At 45.9% G+C, this 22348-nt stretch carries 12 protein-coding genes and 1 pseudogene; 8 read left to right on the forward strand and 5 right to left on the reverse strand.

From position 1 onward, the window contains the following. The first annotated feature begins 45 nt into the window (after positions 1-45). Positions 46-3198, forward strand: a complete 3153-nt coding sequence (locus NBH14_RS07865; RefSeq protein ID WP_186961289.1) for a SusC/RagA family TonB-linked outer membrane protein — start codon at positions 46-48, stop codon at positions 3196-3198. Positions 3199-3231: 33 nt separating this feature from the next. Beyond that, on the forward strand, positions 3232-5139 hold the full coding sequence (locus tag NBH14_RS07870; protein ID WP_186961288.1) for a RagB/SusD family nutrient uptake outer membrane protein: 1908 nt from the start codon (positions 3232-3234) through the stop codon (positions 5137-5139). A 98-nt stretch (positions 5140-5237) separates the two neighbouring features. On the opposite strand, the pseudogene NBH14_RS07875 reads toward NBH14_RS07870, so the two are convergent. Continuing rightward, positions 5238-6900 (reverse strand): annotated as a pseudogene (locus NBH14_RS07875) (IS1182 family transposase). Positions 6901-7331: 431 nt separating this feature from the next. Here NBH14_RS07875 and NBH14_RS07880 point away from each other — a divergent pair. Further along, positions 7332-8564, forward strand: coding sequence for a site-specific integrase (locus NBH14_RS07880; RefSeq protein WP_004293706.1), 1233 nt, complete (start codon positions 7332-7334; stop codon positions 8562-8564). A gap of 17 nt (positions 8565-8581) precedes the next feature. Beyond that, positions 8582-8974 carry a hypothetical protein gene (locus NBH14_RS07885; protein ID WP_004293707.1) on the forward strand — a complete coding sequence of 131 codons (393 nt, stop codon included), beginning with the start codon at positions 8582-8584 and terminating at the stop codon, positions 8972-8974. 167 nt (positions 8975-9141) lie between these two features. On the opposite strand, the gene NBH14_RS07890 is transcribed toward NBH14_RS07885, so the two are convergent. Continuing rightward, positions 9142-9459 (reverse strand): hypothetical protein, encoded by a 318-nt coding sequence (locus tag NBH14_RS07890; RefSeq protein WP_155272781.1) that lies wholly within the window; start codon positions 9457-9459, stop codon positions 9142-9144. A 107-nt stretch (positions 9460-9566) separates the two neighbouring features. On the opposite strand from NBH14_RS07890, the gene mobV reads away from it, so the two are divergent. Beyond that, on the forward strand, positions 9567-10934 hold the full coding sequence (gene mobV / locus NBH14_RS07895) for a MobV family relaxase (protein WP_008999098.1): 1368 nt from the start codon (positions 9567-9569) through the stop codon (positions 10932-10934). Positions 10935-11131: 197 nt separating this feature from the next. On the opposite strand, the gene erm(F) is transcribed toward mobV, so the two are convergent. After that, positions 11132-11932: a 23S rRNA (adenine(2058)-N(6))-methyltransferase Erm(F) gene (gene erm(F) / locus NBH14_RS07900; RefSeq protein WP_004295323.1), complete on the reverse strand. Its 801-nt coding sequence runs from the start codon at positions 11930-11932 to the stop codon at positions 11132-11134. Between the two features lie 245 nt (positions 11933-12177). Here erm(F) and NBH14_RS07905 point away from each other — a divergent pair, with 245 nt between their 5' ends. The 3 genes from NBH14_RS07905 to NBH14_RS07915 all read left to right on the forward strand — a co-directional run bounded on the left by NBH14_RS07905 (position 12178) and on the right by NBH14_RS07915 (position 17919). Next, a complete protein-coding gene (locus NBH14_RS07905; protein ID WP_004293712.1) occupies positions 12178-12903 on the forward strand; it encodes a toxin-antitoxin system YwqK family antitoxin in 726 nt (241 codons plus the stop codon). A 346-nt stretch (positions 12904-13249) separates the two neighbouring features. After that, a complete protein-coding gene (locus NBH14_RS07910; protein WP_186962015.1) occupies positions 13250-14434 on the forward strand; it encodes an ATP-binding protein in 1185 nt (394 codons plus the stop codon). A gap of 146 nt (positions 14435-14580) precedes the next feature. After that, positions 14581-17919 carry an SUMF1/EgtB/PvdO family nonheme iron enzyme gene (locus tag NBH14_RS07915; protein ID WP_186962014.1) on the forward strand — a complete coding sequence of 1113 codons (3339 nt, stop codon included), beginning with the start codon at positions 14581-14583 and terminating at the stop codon, positions 17917-17919. A gap of 6 nt (positions 17920-17925) precedes the next feature. On the opposite strand, the gene NBH14_RS07920 is transcribed toward NBH14_RS07915, so the two are convergent. After that, positions 17926-20898 carry an SbcC/MukB-like Walker B domain-containing protein gene (locus tag NBH14_RS07920; protein WP_186962013.1) on the reverse strand — a complete coding sequence of 991 codons (2973 nt, stop codon included), beginning with the start codon at positions 20896-20898 and terminating at the stop codon, positions 17926-17928. Next, positions 20895-22145 carry an exonuclease SbcCD subunit D gene (locus tag NBH14_RS07925; protein WP_186962012.1) on the reverse strand — a complete coding sequence of 417 codons (1251 nt, stop codon included), beginning with the start codon at positions 22143-22145 and terminating at the stop codon, positions 20895-20897. Before NBH14_RS07925 ends, NBH14_RS07920 begins: the two co-directional genes overlap by 4 nt. Between the last annotated feature and the right edge of the window lie 203 nt (positions 22146-22348).

Below are 22348 nucleotides of genomic sequence, written 5' to 3' on the forward strand. Positions count from 1 at the left end.
TCGAGTTAATTAATAAGAGTTAACCATTCATTAATATTATTCTATATGAAGAACAAAGTTTTAATCATGCTGATGGGCTTTTTCCTTTTTGCCCATCAATTGTTCGCCCAGGACGTCAGTGTGTCCGGTAACGTAAAAGATGAAAAAGGAGAAGCTTTGATTGGGGTTTCCATCCAGATAAAAGGAACACCCACTGGTAACATCACCGATATAGACGGTAACTTTACGCTTTCGTCTGTGCCCGCAAACGGCGAGTTGGTATTCTCTTACATGGGTTATCAAACCCAGACTATTCCGGTAAAAGGAAAATCAGTTATTAATGTAGTATTGAAAGAAGACTCACAAGCCCTCGATGAAGTGGTCATAGTCGGTTTCGGTACGCAAAAGAAAGTGAACTTAACTGGCGCTGTCGCATCAGTCGGTGCTGAAGTATTGGAAAACAAACCGGTAGCAAATATCGGTCAGGCACTGCAAGGCGTTGTTCCAAACTTGAATGTGTCGGCAACGAACTCATCTCCAAATGCAACACCTTCTTTTAACGTGCGTGGTGGCACGTCTATAGGTTTGGATTCTGATGGTAAAAAGTATGAAGTTAAAAATGGTAGTCCATTAATTATCGTAGATGGTATCCAGGTCGATGCTGATTACTTGAACATGATGAATCCTAGTGATATTGAAAATATCTCTGTTTTAAAAGATGCTTCTGCTTCTGCTATTTATGGAGCACGTGCGACATACGGTGTCATGTTGATTACTACAAAATCCGGTAAAAACGACTCTAAGGCTTCAGTTACTTACAACATGAACTTACAATGGAATACACCATCTCATATTCCGGATATTTTAGATGCTTATACTATTCAATTAGCTAAAAACAGAGAGGCAGAAATGACAGGAGGAACAGTTACCCCCTGGATGGAAACATTATTAGCTGCTAAAAAGAAATATATGGAAGATCCCAGATCGGAAAATGCTTGGATTTATAACGAAGGCAGTACAACTAATATGACATGGGTTGCCAATATGAACCCTTATGAAGTTGGAGTAAAAGACTGGACTCCGTTACAACGCCATAATATTTCTATTAGTGGTGGATCTGCTAAAACACGCTATTACATCTCTTTAGGTTATCAACGTCAGGAAGGAATGTATACAATCAATACAGATGTCCAAAACCGTTATAACATCAACATGAATTTGAATACAAACATTACTAAATGGTTGGATGTTGCGACTAAAATTTCTTATAATACAAGCAATTATAATGAACCATACATGAATGCTCAAAAAGGTAGCGTATGGTCGGCTATGAAAAACGATCCGGGTCGTAATGTTAATATGCCAATTAAAACTGGAGCAAATGATCCTATTCCTGACGCATGGACTGATAACATTCTTGGTTGGTTAGCTTATGGAGCAACACAAAGTACCAAAAATACAAATACAGTATTTAATATTACTCCAACTATCACCATTTGTCCTGAATTAAATGTAAAAGCAGAGTTGTCTTATCGTCCTACTGAATATTTCCAAAAACGAGTAATACCGACTCGCAATTATGTTGTAGACAACTGGAATTCAACAATCAACTCACACACTTATCCTTCTACAGTAAGAGAAGAGACTAGGCATTCCGACTATTACACAATCAATGCTTATGCAAACTTCAATAAAGCATTCGGTAATCATAATATATCGGCTGTTGCCGGTTTCAACCAGGAATGGTATTATTATCGTAAACTTTACGGAGAAGCCGAAGATATCCTGACAAACGACCTTCCTACTTTAGGTATGACTACCGGTAGCCAATATACAGGAGACAATGAAGAACATTGGGCGATTCGTGGTGCTTTCTTACGTGCTAATTATGACTACGCAGGACGTTATTTGTTTGAATTCAGCGGACGTTACGATGGTACTTCCCGTTTCGGGCATGACACTCGATATCAATTCTTTCCCTCCTTCTCTGCCGGCTGGAGAATCTCTGAAGAAAAATTTATGGCTAATACGCGCAGTTGGTTAGACAATTTAAAGATCCGCGGTTCTTGGGGTTCATTAGGCAATCAGGATGTTTCTAATTACGCATATATTGCCAGCTATGGTGCAGCCGATTACATCTCATGGGTTATGAACAACGAGCAGATCAAAGGAATGAATCCTACAGCAATCATTGCCAGCGACTTAACTTGGGAAACTGCCAGCACTCTTGACTTTGGTGTTGATGTAACAACATTAAATGGTCGTTTAGATGCCACCTTCGATTGGTATACTCGCCGCACAACTGACATATTAATGGATGGAACAAAACTACCTGCTGTATTAGGAGCTTCTGTTCCAAAACGTAATTCAGGTGAATTAAAAACTAACGGTTGGGAATTGAGCGTGAAATGGAAAGATCAGTTAAGTAATGGTATTCGTTACGATATTGGTTTAGTATTATCTGATTATCAATCAGAGGTCGTTAAATTTACAGGTAATCCAAATAGTCTGCTTTCATCCCTTTATGATGGCATGAAAATGGGTGAAATATGGGGGTATGAAACAGTAGGTATCCTACAGGAAAGTGATTTTACGGTTGATGAAAACGGTAAAAAAGTCCTGATTGGACCGGATCAATCAAAAGTACAAACTACATTATATCCCGGTGATGTTCGTTATGCAGACTTGAATAATGACGGTGAAATTTCTAATGGGGATAATACTTTAGAAAATCCTGGTGACCGTAAAATCATTGGAAACTCTACTCCGCGTTTCCAATATGGTATCACTGGCAATATTTCGTGGAAGAACTTCGACTTAAATATTTTCTTCCAAGGTGTTGGTAAAAAAGATGTTTGGATCAGCGATAATGTATTTTGGGGCGGAGACACAGCCGGCAACTGGGAAATGTATAACAACTCTTGGACACCGGAACATACAGATGCTAAATATCCGATGTATGCAGGACGTATTTCTTCCATTACTCAAAGTGGTTATTTGTTCAATGCAGCCTATTTACGCTTAAAAACATTAGCATTAGGTTATACTCTACCCAAAGCATGGGTTAGCAAAGCAAAACTTTCAAATGTTCGTTTAAGCCTATCTGGTTATAATCTATTTGAAATCACTCAGATCCCTAATTTATACGACCCGGATCAGATTTCATCTTCTTATCCTATGATGCGTTCTGTTGCTTTCGGTTTGCAAGTAGGTTTCTAAATAATATAAATTCAAAATATAATAGAATCAATTATGAAATTCAATTTCAAAAAATATATCTTAGCACTTGGGGTAACGGCAACTTTATTACCAAGTTGTAACGATGATTTCATGGAACGTTATCCGTTAGATGAAATTACTGATGAAAGCTTTTGGAAATCAGAGACAGATTTAAAAATGATGTTGAATAGCCTCTATCCGCTTTACATCATCGGACATAAAAGCGGTTGGGCAGACTCTGATACTTATCCGTTCGGCGTTACCGGTAGTCCACTTATGTATGCAGATGTATACTCAGACAACTGTGTAAGAACAGGGAATGAATTCAGCAGTTTAGCAGGAGAATTAGTGGTTCCGACAAGTGCTGGCGAAAGTACGGGTTGGTATTGGTGGAATTTACGTAAAGTAAACTTCTTTCTTACTCACTATAATAAAGCTGAATTAAGTCAGGAAAAGAAAAATGCTTATGCAGGTGAAGCTTATTTCTTTAAAGCTTGGGAATACTATAAAAAAGTTCTTTATTTTGGTGATGTACCTTGGTTAACACGCGATTTAAATGTTGATTCTGAAGAATTATATGCTCCGCGTACACCACGTGCCGAAGTTATGGATTCAGTTTTAATGTGCATTAATAGAGCAGTAGAATGGTTGCCTGAAAAAGCAAACCAAGAAACAGATCGTTTAAATAAAGATCAGGCTAATTTCTTAAAAGCTCGTATTTGTCTGTTTGAAGGCACATTCCGCAAATATCATACAGAATTAGGATTACAAGATTCTGCAAACAAATGGCTTGAAGAAGCTGTAAAAGCTTGCGAAACATTAGTTGGCAAATACTCCCTTTACAATATCGGAGAAGAAACTTACTGGAAAATGTTTGCGGCAACCGATTTATCTGATAACCCTGAAGTTATTTTAGCTCGTAATTATCTTGAAAACAAAGTAGGTCATGCTGCTCAACGTTACTTCAATCAAAATAACTCAAACCGTGAATCAATGGGAGTAACCCGTGGTCTTATCGATGAATATCTTTGTATTGACGGTCGTCCTATTTATACAGGAGGTAGCGAAGGTAATTACGAAATGAATCCCAACTTCCTTGGTTATGGAAAATGGACAGAACTGGAAAACCGTGACCCGCGTTTAACACAAACAGTTTGTCGCCCAGGCGAACATGTTACAATTTACAAAGGTGGTATTGTAGACAAAGATTTGAATGGTATCACTTATCCAGGACTTAGCTATACAGGTAGCGGTCCAACGGTAACAGGCTATCGGGTAATTAAACATTGGATGGGAGATATGGTTGAAGAAGACCGTCTATATAATGGTATTCAAGCTGCAATCGAGTTTCGCTATGCAGAACTATTATTAAATTATGCAGAAGCTAAATATGAACTGAACGGAACTCTTTCTCAGTCAGATGTTGACTTAACAATTAATGCCTTGCGTGAACGTGCCGGGTTTGATTTCTCTAAATATCCTACTGCCAAATTGACTGTTGGTCAAGAACCTGCAGATCCTCGCTTGGATAAAATTTATGCAGACAAATTAGACTATACAATCAGTCCATTATTACGTGAAATCCGCCGCGAACGTCGTATAGAATTGGCTATAGAAAATCATCGTTACGAAGATCTAATGCGTTGGAAAGCCGGTAAATTATTGACAGTTCCTTTGCGTGGTATGAACTTTTTAGCTGTAAAAGATTTGTATGATGGAAGTCACACAGACAAACCTGAAATAGCAGTAAAAGTAGAATTAGGTAAAACTGTATTTGCAGACAAAGACGGATTTATCATCTGCTATCCAAAAAGTCCGTATAAAAACACAATCAACGGTACACTTCCTTGGGATGACTATCGCTACTACTGGCCTATCCCGAAAGAAGAATTAATCATGAACCCGAACCTGGAACAGAACAAAGGTTGGGAAGACAAATAATTTTGATACCCACTTAATATTGTAAAGAGAGAGGCTGTGTCGTAATTAAGATTTACGGTACAGCCTTTCTTTTTGTATTGACTGAGAGATGAATGTTTTCAAGCGACCGTTTTTTGCGTAATTCTTTCCCATATGCGATTTTTGTCTGGTAAAATCTGCCATACGAATAAAAACAGCCCCCTAAGAGGTATATTCTCCCCGTTTTGGGTGTGTTTCGCTATCCGGGAACACATTTTCTTAATGTTGAAGGCAATGGCGAAGAAGGCAAAGTCCATTGTAACCTTGTCTTCTCCCACATGCCGGAACCTTCTGTATGCCATGTTGTGTTTCATCTGTCCAAAAACTGCTTCCGGTTCTATACATCGCCTTCCCCTATGCCTGATGCCTTCTTACGAGAGTAACCTTTCCCGTGCCTGCCGTTTGTATTGGTTTAACCGGTGGTTGACTTCTATAATACGGTTCCCCCGGGCTTTAAAGCTACTGCCACGTAAAGGACACCCTTCACATCTTTGTGCTTTATACCGGGCACTTTCGGTGATGTATCCGCTAGCTGTTTTGTCACGTCTGGTTCCTATACGGTTCATGTGCTGCCCCATAGGACAAACGTAATAATCCTCCTCCGCATTGTAATGGAGACTCTCCGTATGGAATGGATTGGGAGTATAACGGGGACGTTGTTCTTTATGGAAGTAGTTGTACTTGACAAAGGCTTCTATCCCATTATCCCCTCATGAACCGGTAATTTTCTTCCGAGCCGTAACCGGAATCTGCCACACCCACAGTTGGTAAGCGGTTATAGCGTTGCTCAAAGGAGTGGAAGAAAGGTATGAGGGTCAGTGTATCGGTTGGGTTGGGAAACAGTCGGAAGTCTATGAGGAATTGGTTCTGGGTTCCTATTTGCAGATTATATCCGGGCTTGGTCTGCCCGTTTCTCATGGCGTCTTCTTTCATGCGCATGAAAGTGGCATCAGGATCGGTCTTGGAATAGGAGTTGCGTTCTCCAAGAGTGTCAAGATGGTTGTCGTATTCCATTAACTTGTCACGGTACTCCTCTAGTTCCCGGACTTGTTTCTTCTTTTCCCGGATGACTTTCTTTTGTTCCTTGTCCTTTGTTACAGGCTGGTGTTCCAGCACCTCTTTAAGTTCATTCACTATATCTGAGAGCATGGCGGGTGTGAACTCCACGGGGGTGTCTTTGGCGGAGTTCTCTTGGGCTATGACTTCATCCACCTGCTCCAGGAGAATGCGGATCTTATCCATCAGCTTTGTACGGTTCTTTTCGACTGTCTTGCGCCAGACAAAAGTATATTTGTTGGCTCTGGACTCAATCTTGGTACCGTCGATATACTCTACGTCAAGGCTGATGAAACCTTTGTCGGCAAGGACAAGAACCAACTGCGTAAATACATTATTTATCTCTTCTTTTACACGATTACGGAAACGGTTGATGGTAATAAAATCCGGATGTTCATTACCGGAAAGCCAGATATAATGAATGTCACGCAGGAGAAGCTTCTCTATTTTGCGGCACGAATAGATATTGTTCATGTAGGCGTAGATAATCACCTTAAGCATCATTTTAGGATGATAAGGACAACGACCGGTTGCTTTATAAAGCTTCTTGAAATTGTCAAGATTGAGATTATCAATAACTGTATTGACCACACGGACCGGATCGTTCGCTGCTATGTTTTCATCAATTCTTCTAGGAAAAAGAACTGTTTGGTTGGGAATGTAAGGACGAAAATGTAACTTTGCCATAATGAAAAACTTTATGCCTAAAGATACAAAAACTTTGGGTAATAACAAAGCCCGGGCTTGTGAAAGTCTGGGCTTTGTGCATAAAAAAAGGTTGTGCCAGCGTTTTGACACAACCTCTTTTTCATACGCAAAATTGACTAAAAGAATTAAACTGTCTGTCTAAAATAAACACATAGCGAAAAAGTAAATTTGGGTAAAACGTAGCGAATTAGCTGATACAGCGTTCGTTACGCTTTGTTTTTCTATGGGACAGAGCCAACGAAATACCACCTCGAAGCCAAACAGCGCAGAAGTTCAGTTACCACCTCATTACCCCCGTAACGGGTGTGAATTTCTTGCTAAATGGTTCTGTTTCTGCGATTTGCGTAATTTTGCATAGCAGTCGGTAACTCACTAATAACTAATTTTGTAACCAAAAAAAGGAGTGAGTTATGCGTAGTACATTCAAGGTATTATTTTACGTGAAGAAAGGCAGCGAGAAGCCGAACGGCAACCTGCCTTTAATGTGCCGTATCACGGTGGACGGCGAGATTAAACAGTTCAGTTGCAAGATGGACGTTCCCCCACGGCTGTGGGACGTGAAGAACAACCGTGCTTCGGGCAAGAGCGTCGAAGCGCAGAGAATCAACCTTGCGGTAGATAAAATCCGTGTGGAAGTAAACCGCCGCTATCAAGAGTTAATGCAGACGGACGGTTATGTTACCGCCGCCAAACTCAAAGACGCCTATCTCGGTATCGGCGTCAAGCAGGAAACTTTGCTGAAGCTGTTCGAGCAGCACAACGCCGAGTTCGAGAAGAAAGTCGGGCACAGCAGGGCGCAGGGTACATTTACCCGTTATCGGACGGTCTGCAACCATATTCGGGAGTTCCTGCCCCATACCTACAAGCGTGAGGATATTCCATTAAAGGAACTCAACCTCACGTTCATCAACGACTTCGAGTATTTTCTGCGCACGGAGAAGAAATGCCGCACCAATACCGTGTGGGGCTACATGATTGTGTTGAAACACATCGTTTCCATAGCGAGGAACGACGGGCGTTTGCCCTTTAATCCCTTTGCGGGATATATCAACTCTCCCGAAAGCGTGGACAGGGGCTACCTCACCCAAACGGAGATACAGACGCTCATGAACGCACCGATGAAGAACGCCACCCACGAGCTTGTACGGGACTTGTTCGTCTTTTCTGTTTTCACGGGTTTGGCGTATTCGGACGTGAAGAACCTCACCGCCGACCGCCTGCAAACATTCTTCGACGGCAACCTGTGGATAATCACCCGAAGAAAGAAGACCAACACCGAATCGAACATCCGCCTTTTGGACGTTCCCAAGCGTATCATCGAGAAGTACAAGGGGCTGGCAAGGGACGGTCATGTTTTCCCCGTTCCGAACAACGGCAGTTGTAACAAGATACTCAAAGATATAGGCAGACAATGCGGCTTCAAGGTACGCTTGACCTACCATGTCGCACGCCACACGAACGCCACGACCGTACTTCTGTCGCACGGCGTACCCATCGAAACGGTGAGCCGCCTTTTGGGGCACACGAACATAAAGACCACCCAAATTTACGCCAAAATCACCGCCCAGAAGATAAGCCAAGACATGGAAACCTTGTCGCACAAGTTGGAAGATATGGAGAAGAATATCTGCCGAGCCATCTAATTAAGAACAGAATACCGATGAAAGAAGAAAGGAACATTATCACGATGGACGGGCAGGGCAATATCTCCCTGCCGAGCGATATAGGCGCAACCGCCATGACCGAGCGGGAAATCTGCGAACTGTTCGGGGTTATCGCCCCGACGGTTAGGGCAGGGATAAAGGCACTCTGCAAAAGCGGAGTTTTATCTATATATGACATAAAGCACATTATCCGCCTATCGGACAAATACAGCGCGGAGGTTTACAACCTCGAAACGATAGCCGCCCTCGCTTTCCGTGTCGAATCGTTCGGGGCGGCGAAAGTCCGCAGGGCATTATTAGAGAGGATTATACACGGGCGAAAAGAGAAAACGACGGTATTCGTGTCGGTTGTTTCGGACGGCAAGCCCAACAGCCGTTGGAAAGCATGATGATATACCAACATACCAACATGCAAACGTACCAGCATACCAGCATGCAAACATGCAAACCTATCACTATGGTGATATATATTGCAGGGTCTATTTCTCTTTTCAGAGGAAAGCGGAGCAATCGTTTTCGTTTACAAAGGCAAAGCAAGCACGGGGCTTTACGTCGGCTAAAAGGTCAGGCGGCTGCGCCGTTTCCCAATAAATCTTCCTCTCGCTTCGCTGCGAGCGTATTTATCGGGAAAACCTTGTATCCGACCGCCCCGTGCAAAAGAGCCTTTGAAAACGGAAACGACCGCCCCGCCACCCACCGACCGAAAGGAAAAAAATAAGGTGGGGTTACGGGCAAGCAGGCGGCAGGGACAGCCATAGCCGAAAGGCAGACGGGCAGGCAGACGGCACGCCGCAGGGTATTTACGGAGAAAATACCGTAGCTTATTAGGGAATTTTCCGAGCCGCAATACTACGTATCGCTGAAAATTCCCCAATAAGGCAAGGGGTAAGCCCCTCTGCACACCCCATCGGGGACGGCATTTGCCGCCCCGAAGATACGAAAAATCATTGTTTCACAAGTCAAGGAAGAAAGGAAAAATATATGGGTTTCGTAGTTTTACACATGGAAAAGGCGCACGGCAGCGACAGCGGAACGACCGCACATATCGAGCGTTTCATCATACCGAAGAACGCCGACCCCACACGCACGCACCTAAACCGCAGGCTTATCGAATACCCCGACGGGATAAAAGACCGTTCGGCGGCTATACAGCAGAGATTAGAAGAAGCGGGGCTGACACGCAAAATCGGAAGCAACCAAGTACGGGCAATCCGCATCAACGTATCGGGAACGCACGAGGACATGAAGCGGATAGAGGAAGAGGGGCGTTTGGACGAGTGGTGCGCCGACAATCTGAAATACTTCGCCGACACGTTCGGAAAGGAGAACATCGTGGCGGCTCACCTGCACAGGGACGAGGAAACGCCGCACATACACGTTACACTCGTCCCCATCGTCAAGGGAGAGCGCAAGCGCAGGAAAAGGGAGGAACAGACGAAGAAGCGATACCGCAAGAAGCCGACCGACACCGTGAGGCTGTGCGCAGACGATATTATGACACGGCTGAAATTGAAGTCCTACCAAGATACCTATGCCGTGGCGATGGCGAAATACGGGCTGCAAAGGGGCATAGACGGCTCGAAAGCTCGCCACAAGTCCACGCAGCAGTATTATCGGGATATACAGAAACTCTCCGACGACCTCAAAGCGGAAGTGGTGGATTTGCAGCAGCAGAAAGAAACGGCACAGGAGGAACTAAGACGGGCGAAAAAAGAAATACAGACCGAGAAGCTGAAAGGGGCGGCAACCACCGCAGCCGCCAACATCGCCGAGAGCGTCGGTTCTCTTTTCGGCAGTAACAAGGTCAAGACGCTGGAAAGGGAGAACACCGCCCTGCATAAGGAGGTAGCCGACCACGAGGAAACCATCGAAGCCCTGCAAGATAGGATACAGACCATGCAGGCAGACCACAGCAGGGAGATACGGGAAATGCAGCAAAAGCACGGCAGGGAGATAGCCGACAAGGACACAAGGCACAAGCAGGAAATATCGTTTCTGAAAACGGTAATCGCAAGGGCGGCAGCATGGTTTCCCTATTTCCGTGAAATGCTCCGTATCGAAAACCTCTGCCGCCTTGTCGGGTTCGATGAAAGGCAGACCGCAACGCTCGTCAAGGGAAAGCCGTTGGAGTATGCAGGGGAACTCTACTCGGAGGAACACGGACGGAAATTCACGACCGAAAGGGCAGGTTTCCAAGTGCTGAAAGACCCCACGGACGGGACTAAATTGGTTCTTGCCATCGACCGAAAGCCCATTGCCGAGTGGTTCAAGGAACAGTTCGAGAAGTTAAGGCAGAACATACGCCGACCTATACAACCGCAAAGGAAAGGCAAGGGATTCAAGCTATAAATGTTAAATCCTGCCCGATTTGCCGAAAAAAGTGCGGTACGCTGTTCGTGGTGTACTGCACTTTTTTTATATTTGTTCGCAAGGTGATATACTTGAAGAAAATAACAGCCGATTTCGCTGTTAGCACAATGTTATGCGGCAGCTTAAAAGACGACACCAAACCAGAAAAATCATCTTGACAACCACCCGACTTTGAACTACGAAGGATGAAATTTTTCAGGGACAACTTCCAGCATTTCCAAAAAACAGTTTACCCATTGACTTGGAGACAAACAAACAATTTGAGCATTAAGGTTTAAACCGAATTTTTCCGAAATTGACCTGACCTGACTTTTCCTGAAAATCGACTTTAAAGCTGTTTTTACAGATAAATCAGGTTTCTCTAACAGACAGGAAATAAATGCTAAGTATTTGGCTTTAAACTTAAAATCAAAAAATAACTGTTTTCTTTTAATGTTTAACAGGGCTGATTTGACAGTTGGCGGTGGAAAGAAACTTTCAGGACCTACCTCATAGACAAGTTTCAAATCAAAAAAAGTATGATAGAAAACGGTATATGGATTGTAAAGCTTCCTCGAAAATAACTTTTGTGTAGGTTCTAACTGAAGGACAATGGAACCTCCCAGAAAATTTCCAAGACTCTCAAACATCAGGATTTTGAAAATATCGGAAGTAATGCCATAAGGAATATTTGACACCACTTTGAAAGGAAATTTCGGAACTGCAAAATTCCTAAAATCACAACCGACAACTTGAACATTTCGGGCATCAGAAAATAATTTTCGTAAATGTTCAACCAAAGCTGTGTCGTTTTCAATAGCAACAACATTGTTGGCGATTTTTAATAAATGAACAGTAAGAAACCCCTTGCCTGCCCCAATATCTAAAACCGTATCCTGATTACTTATATTTGCTTGTCTTATTGCATCTTTTATTAGCACTTTATCAATAGTAAAGTGCTGACCCGTAAAACGAACGGGCAATTTCTTTTTTGTCATTAGTAACTTCTTACAGGTGAATACTTGACTGCAAATTTAGTAACTTTGCAGCAGAAATTAACGAGAAAGAAGAGAAAATGAAAACCGACCGCATAACATCACCTATACGCAAGCAGGGGTTTCGTGCTTCGTAGGACAGTTAAGTGGTAAATTTAAAGTTCAGTTCTTCGTAGGAAGTTCAGTGGTTAAAATCCCTGCCTGCGTATAGCTGAGAACCGTTATCAACCTCGAAAAGCAAAAATACAATGAATAGAATATTAACACTATACCTCTTTTTGCTATTGTGTGGCACGGCTTCCGCACAACAAATAGTAAAATGGGACGATTTACAGACTATAACGGATAACGCACGGCGCACGGTCTATTATGAAAAAGGCAGTAAACAGCCGTTGCAGGGAGAATATCGCATTATACGAGGGCTTGACGAGGAGCGTGTTAAACTTTCCGACGGCATAATAAACGGTGATTATCTCCGCTATCGTGATGGGGTACTGCGTGAATCGGGCATATATGCCAAAGGAAAGCGCAACGGCATATTCACGGAGTATTACCAAGATGGCGTTACTCCCCGAAAAGAAACACCCATGCAGCAAGGCAAGATAGACGGAACTGTAAAGACCTATTTTCGTAACGGCAAAATAGAAATCGAAAAGGAGTATAGGCAGAGTGTGGAGAGCGGACGGGAACGCCGCTTTGACAGCAAGACGGGTGAGCAGATTTTTGAATCTCATTATATAGACGGCAAAAAAGAGGGTGAGGAATGGGAAATATTCGAGGATGGGCGCACGCTTCGCAGCAGGACTACACGACACTACCGTAACGGAAAACTTGACGGCTTTTATCGTGTGGAATCGACACGGGACGGAAAACCCTATATAACCATCGAGGGGCAATACACCGACGGCGAGAAATCGGGACGTTGGAAACAGTACAACGCCACCGATGACACAACCCATGAATGGGATGAATGATTTTCTTTTTTCGCAAGTTGATTTTATAAAATTGCCACCGAAAGTTCGTACTTTCGGAAAAAGATGTTATATTTGCAAATGAAAGAGTTATTTGACAGCATAGCAACGCAAAACGCTGAAATTCGCACAGTTGCTAAATCGTTACTTCTATTTCTCAAATAATTCGCTAAAAGTTTATTTCTCAATCGGTTAAGTCAAACCGAGAAAAATCTAAAATAAATTACACCCAAAAGTTATAAACTCTTTCTACATAAGATATAAAACTTATAAATACCCTTTGCTCAGATAGATTTATTATCTTTGTATTGCGTAAAAATACGCAATACACTGCGTAAAATGTAACATCATGTACAAAAGGTCTGAATATCATACAATTAAAAACAGACTTGAAGAGCAGAGAAGATTTATTCAAGTCGTGATGGGAGCTCGTCAAATAGGTAAATCGACCGTTGTCAAACAAGTTCTTAAAGATTTAGACGTTCCTTATCAGTTATTTTCCGCCGACAATGTTCCGGCAACAAATGGTGCCTGGATTTCCAATTGTTGGGCCGCTGTCCGAAGTCTAAAGGATAGTAAAGGGGTGGAAAGTATTATCCTCGTTATTGATGAGATACAGAAAATTGCCAATTGGAGTGAGGTAGTTAAGAAAGAGTGGGATGATGATACATTCCATGATCGTAACATCAAAGTTCTTCTTCTCGGTAGTAGCCGTGTGTTGTTGGAAAAGGGATTGTCCGAATCATTAGCAGGGAGATTTGAGGAAATTCGCATGAGCCATTGGAGCTACACGGAAATGAAAGAATGTTTCGACTTTTCGCTTGACCAATATCTGTTCTACGGAGGTTACCCTGGTGCCGCCTCTCTGATTAATGACGATGATCGTTTTCAGCAATATATACAATCATCTATTATTGAGGCGACTATCAATAAAGATATTTTAATGGATACCCCCATAAGTAAACCGGCCTTACTTCGTCAGACATTTGAACTGGGGGCAGCTTACTCCGGAGGGTTACTTTCTTTGAATAAAATGTTAGGTTCGCTTCAAGATGCCGGCAATACGGCAACATTAGCCGGCTATATTCATTTATTGGATGAAAGTGGTTTACTTTGCGGACTTCAGAAATTCAGTATCGATACAGCAAGACGAAAAGCGAGCATCCCAAAGTTACAGGTCTATAACAACGCTTTGAAGATGGTATATAGCCCTTTTACCTTTGAACAAGCGATTCTTGACCGGAAAGCATGGGGACATATCTTTGAATCGGGTATTGGAGCTTATCTTGTCAGTCAAGCTTTTATCCATCGCTTTGAAGTGTTTTACTGGCGAGAGCGTAATGACGAGGTTGATTTCATTCTACGAAAAAAAGGATCAGTGATCGCGATAGAAGTCAAGAGTAATGCAGAGAAGCAAACAGAAGGATTGGAAAAATTCAGACAATTATTTAATCCTCAATCTTCATTCATTGTCGGTGATGGTGGCATCGGTGTCGAAGACTTTTTTTCGATGGATATAAGAAAATTGTTCTAAACAGTTTCTTTTACAAAGAAAATTCTGTCCTTGGGTTTAGTCATCCTGAGATAATAATGATCGCTTTTGATACAATTTTATATGTTTTCGTATACACAAACTCATACATTTGTGCATCAATAGGTCGAATAATTTATAATAGTATCATGAAAATAAAATATAAAGCATATTTATGCTCTTTCCTGTTAACCTTCCCAATTCTGGGTAAGGCTTCAGTCGAAGCTGATTCGTTGCGTCAGATACAGATAAGCCGGCTGCAAGAGCAAGTCAACTGGGTAAACCCGGAAGCTATACGCGCTCATCTGGACGATACAAAATCATCCTTGGGAGACAAAGCAACCGGACTCTATCAAAAGCTGGAAGAACTGGAAACGTTACTTCCCCGGGTAAACCGGCATTTATCTGAAGACACCACCCGGCAGACGATTGCCGAAGCAGAAAAACTGCTCGCCCTCAAACGGGAAATCATACTGGCTAATCCGCTGCTCGACATAGACAAAATCCTGATAGCCCGTTATCGCCTGGGGAATAAGGCACGCAAAGCGATGGGACCGTCGCTCGGGACCTCCGTTGCCAACTATAATTCTCTATTCTCCAGCCGCCGGAAAGGATATAATGCAGAAATCAGCCAGCTTTCAAATCTTCGCGGGGATATTCAAAGTAAAACGATCTATAAGCCGGAAGCGGATGTACCCATCTCAGATATACAATTGCATTGGGATGCAGACCGACTGTTGTTTTCCTCCCTTAATGAGAACCGCCAGTGGCAAATCTATGAAATAAACACAGACGGAACGGGCTTGCATCAAAAAATAGTTGTCGATGAACCGGACCTCGAATTTTGCGACGCCAACTACCTGCCGGACGGCAAAGTGGTGGCCACCTGTAATATCGGTTATAACGGCGTCCCTTGCGTACATGGGGACGATGTCGTTGCCAACCTCGTTTCCTACGATCCGGAAACAAAAAATATCCATCGCCTGACATTCGACCAGGACGGAAACTGGGCGCCGATTGTTATTCCGAACGGCCGCCTGATGTACACCCGCTGGGAATATACCGACCTGACACATTATTTCTCCCGCATTGTTATGCACATGAATCCGGACGGGACAGAAAACAAAGCACTCTACGGAAGCGGTTCCTATTTCCCGAACAGTACATTCGACATGAAGCCGCTCTCCAAATACAACAGCCGTTTTGTCGGTATCATCTCCGGCCATCACGGAACAGCCCGTTCAGGCCGGCTGATTATCTTCGATCCGGCCAAAAGCCGTAAAGAGGAAAAAGGGATGATCCAGGAATTACCTTTCAGCAAACGCCCGATCGTCCCGATCATCAAAGACGAGCTGGTGGAAGGTGTATGGCCGCAGTTCATGAAGCCTTATCCTTTGAATGAAAAATATTTCCTGGTGGCCTGCAAACCCGGCCCCGACGCACTTTGGGGAATCTATCTGGTGGACATATTCGACAACCTTACCCTGATCACCGAGCAAGAAGGCGAAGGCCTCACCGCCCCTATCCCATTGAAAAAAACGGAAACACCTCCTATCATCCCGTCGAAAATCAAACCGGAAGAAAAAGAGGCTACCGTATTTATACAGGACATCTATGAAGGTGAAGGCACGCAAGGCGTCCCGCGGGGAACAATCAAATCGCTCCGCATCTTCGCCTACGAATATGCCTATATCCTCGCCCCTTCCGACCATGATGCACAGGGTATTCAGAGCGGATGGGATATTAAACGTATTCTCGGTACCGTACCTGTCGAAGAAGACGGTTCCGTCATGTTCAAGATACCGGCCAACACACCTGTCTCTATCCAGCCGCTGGATAAAAACGGGGCCGCTATCCAATGGATGCGAAGTTGGCTGACCGGTATGCCCGGCGAGATTGTCTCCTGTACGGGTTGCCATGAAGATCAGAACACGATCGCCATGCCTAAACGCACAATCGCCTCCACTATCCTCCCGCATAAACTGGAAATGCCCGAAGGAGGCGTCCGCCCGTTCACCTTCCGCCTGGAAGTACAACCGGTACTGGACCGCAACTGCGTATCCTGCCACAACGGAACCATCGCCCAGCCGGATTTCCGGAAAGACCAGATGGTCACCTATAAACGTGGCGTCCTGACAAAGCTGGAACGCCATTACGACCAGAGTTATCTGAACCTCCACCCCTACGTGTACCGCCAGGGACCGGAATCGGATATCTATGTGCTTCGCCCTTACGAATATTATGCCAACAACAGCGAACTGATCCGTATCCTGCAAGCAGGTCACCACGGAGTGAAAATACCGGCAAAAGACATGCAGACCTTATACACCTGGATCGACTTGAATGCGCCCTATTTCGGAGCATTCACCCAGCTGGACCTGAAAAAGGAAGCTCCCCAAAACCAGGTAGAACGCCGCATGGAACTGTCAGAGAAGTACAGTGGCGTACGTGTCGACTGGCAACAGGAGATTAAGGATTATGCAGCATGGCTGAAAAATAAGGAAAACAACGAAACAGACGGTACTACCGGAGCGACTTCGTCAACCGAAGCCAACACGGGTACAACCAAGGACAAAAAGAAAGCAAAAACAATTAAAGTCAAAGGTTTCCCGTTCAGCCAGGAAGAAGCCGTAAAGAAACAGGCCGAAGCCTCCAAGTCCCCACGTCAGCTAACTGTTGCTCCGGGTATCACACTGGATATGGTCTGGATTCCTGCCGGTACTTTTGCAATGGGTGACAATAACGATCCGTCTGCCTCACCTGCCTTCAAAACACAGGTTAAGGAAGGTTTCTGGATGAGCACCACCGAAATCACGAACGAACAATTCGGCGCCCTGTTCCCCGAACATGATAGCCGGTATATCGGTCAGACCTGGAAAGATCATACGACTCCCGGTTATGCCGCCAATTTACCGAAACAGCCGGTAATCCGTGTGAGTTGGGAAGAAGCGAACGACTTCTGTAAAAAACTGGGAGAGAAAAATCAATGCCGTATCGCCCTTCCGACAGAGACACAATGGGAATGGGCCGCCCGTGCAGGATCGGCCGGTGACTTCTGGTTCGGTGACCGTAAAGCAGACTTCGGCATCTACGAAAACCTGGCAGATAGTACGACTGTCGACCTGGCCGTCACCGGTGTAAATCCCAAACCGATGCGCCCCAACGATCCGATGCGCCAGTTCTGGGACTTCCTGCCGAAAGAGTTGGGAGTCAACGACCACCATCTGATATCAGCCGATGTCGCTTCCATGAAACCGAATCCCTGGGGATTATACGACATGAACGGAAACGTAGCGGAATGGACCCGTTCCGATTACCTCCCCTATCCTCTCAAAGAGAAAACGGAAAAGGTCAAACCGGAACAGAAGGTTGTACGCGGAGGCTCCTGGCGTGAACGCCCGAAGTACTCAACATCGGCCATCCGCAAGGCTTATTATCCGTGGCAACGCCCGTTCAATGTAGGGTTCAGGGTTATTGTTGAAGAGTAGAGTCAATCATATCACCTCCAAATAGCTTCTTCCGTTCCCGGCACGGTTCACACGAATCTGTACCGGGATACGTTCCGTCATCTCCTGTACATGTGAGATTACTCCGATCTTGCGGCCTTGTGTACGGAGGCTTTCCAAAGCATCCATGGCAATACGGAGGGTATCGGCATCCAATGAACCGAACCCTTCGTCGATGAAAAGGCTTTCTACCTTCATCCGGTTGGAAGACAGGGAAGACAGTCCGAGCGCCAATGCCAGCGAAACCAGGAAAGATTCGCCTCCCGACAAACTGTGCACCGTACGCACCTCATCGCACATATCACGGTCGATAACCTGTAAAGCCAGCGTTTCAGGCACCCGTTCCAACCGGTAACGGCGGCTCAGGTCACGCAACTGCACATTTGCATAACTTAGCAATACATCCAACGTATACCCCTGGGCGATACGGCGGAACTTGGCACCATCGGCCGAACCTGCCAGGTCATTCAGTTTCGCCCAACGTTCACTCTGCTTACGGCAGGCTTCGAGTTCTTCCTGCTGACTGGCTATCTTCCGTTTGTTCTCGGATTGGGTACGGAGCCGGAAGGCATATTCATTCTTTTCCTGGGTGATACGGGGAAGAAGAAGTTCCAGCACCTCCCCTTCATGAGTCCGATTCCAGGATTCGGACCAGTCAGACAAAGCCTTTTGACGGAGCAATAAATCTTCCGACGCTTTTTCCAGGTCGCGGGCAATCTGGTCGGAGATACCCCGCAACTGGTCAGCAACACCCGACTGCTCCGTCTGAACGGCTTGCAGGCGTTTCAGGCGTTCTTTCAGTTCCTCTTTACGACGGTTATAATCCTGTTCAACCAGGTCGGCTGGCTTACCGGAAAGCAGTTTAGAACGTTCGACCTGGAGCGCGGTAAGTTCAGAACGGTTCTTGTCGTGACGCAGGGTAGCCTCTTCTACTTCTTTAGTCAGCGAAGGGAGGAAAGAGGCGTACGATTCGCATTCGGCCTTAAGTGCACTCTGCTCCCGTTGCAGTTGTTGCAGCTTTTCCGTATTTTCATGCCACTGGCGGGCAAAGGTGGTTAAGGTATCCCGGAAAGAGTCCGGGTCCTGTTGCCAGGCTTTTTGCCATTCGTCATTCCCGAAAAGGCGGTTGGCGGCGGAGAGGGACTTCTCCAGCGTCTCGCGGCTTTCCACACGAATCGCTTCTTCACGGGTTATCTGCGTCTCAGCCAGTTTCTGGCGTCCCTGAATATCCGTGCGGGATTGTTCAGCTTCCGTCAGTTCCTTATGCAGTTGCAGAAGTTGCCGGCGAAGCTGGTTCAGTTGCTTTTCGCCGGTGGCATAAGACGTTTTACGTTCGGCTAACTGCTGAAGTTGCAATGTAAGCGCAGCAATAAGTTTCGGCATTTCAGAGGCAACCGAATGAGTGACGGCCGGATGCTCCGTGCTGCCGCATACCGGACAGGGGCTGCCTTCTTGTAGTTTCTTCCTCAGTTCCATAATATCACCGCTGGCCGTTTGCCGAGCCTGCTCAACCAACAGGTTCTCACGTTCCACACGAACCGATTCTATCTGTTTGTCAAGGAACTCTATATCTTGCTGCTTCAACTCCTGTTCGAGCTTACTGATGCCCTCCTCCGTCTTCCGGAGAGCAGCCTGTTTATTTCCGGCTGTGCGCTGAACGGTTTCCAACTGAACAATCAGGCGGGCGGCCGTCTGTTTAACAGTCTCTATCGTTTTACCTGATTTTTCCATTGCCTGACGGGCACCGGCAGCAGTATCTAAATGCAGCAACAGAGCGGAAAGCTGTTCTGCAATACTTTCTTTACGTTCATAACGCTTCCGCCAGTCGGTCAGGTGGGCAATCTCGGCCAGGCTTTGTTGTTGTCGGGTCCGGGCGGCTTTCAGCTTATCCTCTCCCTCCTTCTGCCGGCGGAGTACTTCCCGCAGGCGGGTTTCCGTTTCTTTCACCGAACGGGTTACCTCATCGAGGCGCACATCCAGTTTGCGGGCTTGCTGCAACTCCTGCTGCAAGGCTTTGAAGTCTGCTTCGGAGCGTTGTTCATCCTGAATACCCTGCTCATACTCTTTACGGGCGGTACTCAATAGTTCCGTAGCCCGGAGCAGTTTGGCGGCAGCCTCTTTCTGCTGAACCTGCCGGGATTCTATCTGCTGCCCGGTAGATTTAACGGCCTCCTGCAAAGCCTGTTGTTCTGCTTTCGCCTTTTCCAGGGCGGACAAAGCGGCTTCCGACTCTTTCAGCCGGGTTTGCAGTTCCTGTTCCGCTTCTTCCGTCAATAATTCGACTCCCTGGATGCGGGCCTGTACCTTATCGTAAGCCTCTTTGGCGACGGCATTCTTTTCAAAAATCAGGCGGGAGATGGAAGAATAAAGTTCCGTGCCTGTCAGCTTTTCAAGCAGCGACGCTTTTTCTCCCTGCTCCGCTTTCAGGAAAGTGGAGAAATCGTTTTGCGCCAGCAGGACGGAACGGGTAAACTGTTCGAAGGTCAGGCCAATCAGTTCTACCGTACGCGCCTGCAATTCCGAACGGGTCCCCTGCTCCTCTTCTTCCTTATCTATATTATATAAGGTAACGCGGGGACTCTGCAAACGTCCGTTCTCCTTGTCGCGGGCACGTCCTACCGACCAGCGCGAACGGTAACGGTGACCGTTCAACGCCAGAAAGTCGACTTCCGCATATCCCGAAGCCGTCCCTCTTCGTAACAGGAAACGGGGGTCGCTCTGGGGAAGCACCTCCTCATTCACATCCCGCAGTCTCACATTATTCTCTTTTGCCTGGTCCGTACGCGGCGTACGGGCAAATAAAGCCAGGCACATGGCATCCAATATCGTAGACTTCCCGGCTCCCGTCGGTCCCGAAATGGCAAAGATTCCGGCAGACAACAAGGGTTCGGCCGTAAAATCAACGTCAAAATCTCCTTCCAGCGAGGCCAGGTTACGGCCCCGTATCGCTAATATCTTCATAAAGAAACCTCCCGCATTACATCGTTGAACAATGATTCGATATCTTCCGGCAACTCGCCGCCATACTTACTGGTAAAGGCATGTTTCAGCATATCCAGCGGGGCGATGCGTTGCAGGTCGTTGTAAGACAGCGGACGGACCGTATCCGCCTCCTCCCGCTTCGGATAAGACGGGACGATAGAAGTCAGGCGGACCGCTTTATCAGCCAGCGCCTCTTCTACACGGTGGCGGAATCCCGGGTCGGGCTCCGTCAGCAAAACACGCACCTCCACATACGGCCAACGGGCCGGTTCGTCGCCCTCTTCCTGATTAGCAACAGGCAGTCCGGCAAGCTGTTCAACCACCTCCTCCGGCGATGCAGGCTGCTCCGGAATCCGGTACAAGGCAGCAAACAAAGGGACAGGCAGCGGTTCGACATCTAATAAGCATCCATTTTCCACCGTAACGGCAACGACCTGGTGACGGTAGTTCGTTTCCGAAAAAGACATCGGCAGCGGACTACCGGAATAGCGCAGGTTCTCCCAGCCTCCTATCCGCTGCGCTTTATGGATATGCCCGAGCGCCGTATAAGCCAGCCCTTCATCGAACGTATCGGAAGAGACGGATTCCAGACCGCCCATAATGATGCGCTCGCTACGGTCGTCGTCCGACAGTTCAGCCCCGGTAGCATGCAGATGCCCCATGGCGACCAATGCCTCACCGGGCTGCCGCCGGGCATCAGCGAAATCATAGAGCTGGCGGTACATGCGGTTTATGCCGGCTATATATGTATCATGCCCCTCCTCCGGAGCCGGATAATCTCCCTGACGCAGATAAGGAACGGCGAGACACCAGCCTTCCCGCTTTTTCTCCTTATTATATAAAGGTATCACCAGGGAATCGAAGTCAATCTCTCCGCTTTCCGTCCGCCGGATAATCCCGACAATGGAGGTATTCAACTCTTCCAGCAAAGGAATCGGAGATTCCAGCCGCGCAGCCGAATCATGGTTGCCGGCAACGACAATAACCTGCAAATGCGGATTGCGCCGGTTCGCCTCTTTCAGGAAATGAAAGAAACGGCGTTGCGCCGAAGCGGACGGGTTGGCAACATCGAACACATCACCGGCAATCAACAGGACATCCGTCTGCTGTTCCGCCAGGGTATCCACCAGCCAGTTCAGAAAGGCATCGTGTTCTTCCTCCCGGTCGTAACCGAAGAAAGTCTGGCCGAGATGCCAGTCGGCAGTATGTATAATCTTTAAAGACATGGTTTGTATATCTTGTTTCCGTTAAAATGAAGATTCAAAGATAAAAGATAATTCAGACATATACAGCCTGGCGGTGACTTTATATAAACACAAAAATAACTGCTGGTATTGCATATCACAACTGGATTCCTTTCATATCACAGTTGGATTCCGTTTGTTTCACAGATGGATTTCTTTTGTATCACAGCTGTGAAACACAAAGA

This window comes from Parabacteroides caecihominis (assembly GCF_023656785.1).
GTDB lineage: Bacteria > Bacteroidota > Bacteroidia > Bacteroidales > Tannerellaceae > Parabacteroides > Parabacteroides segnis.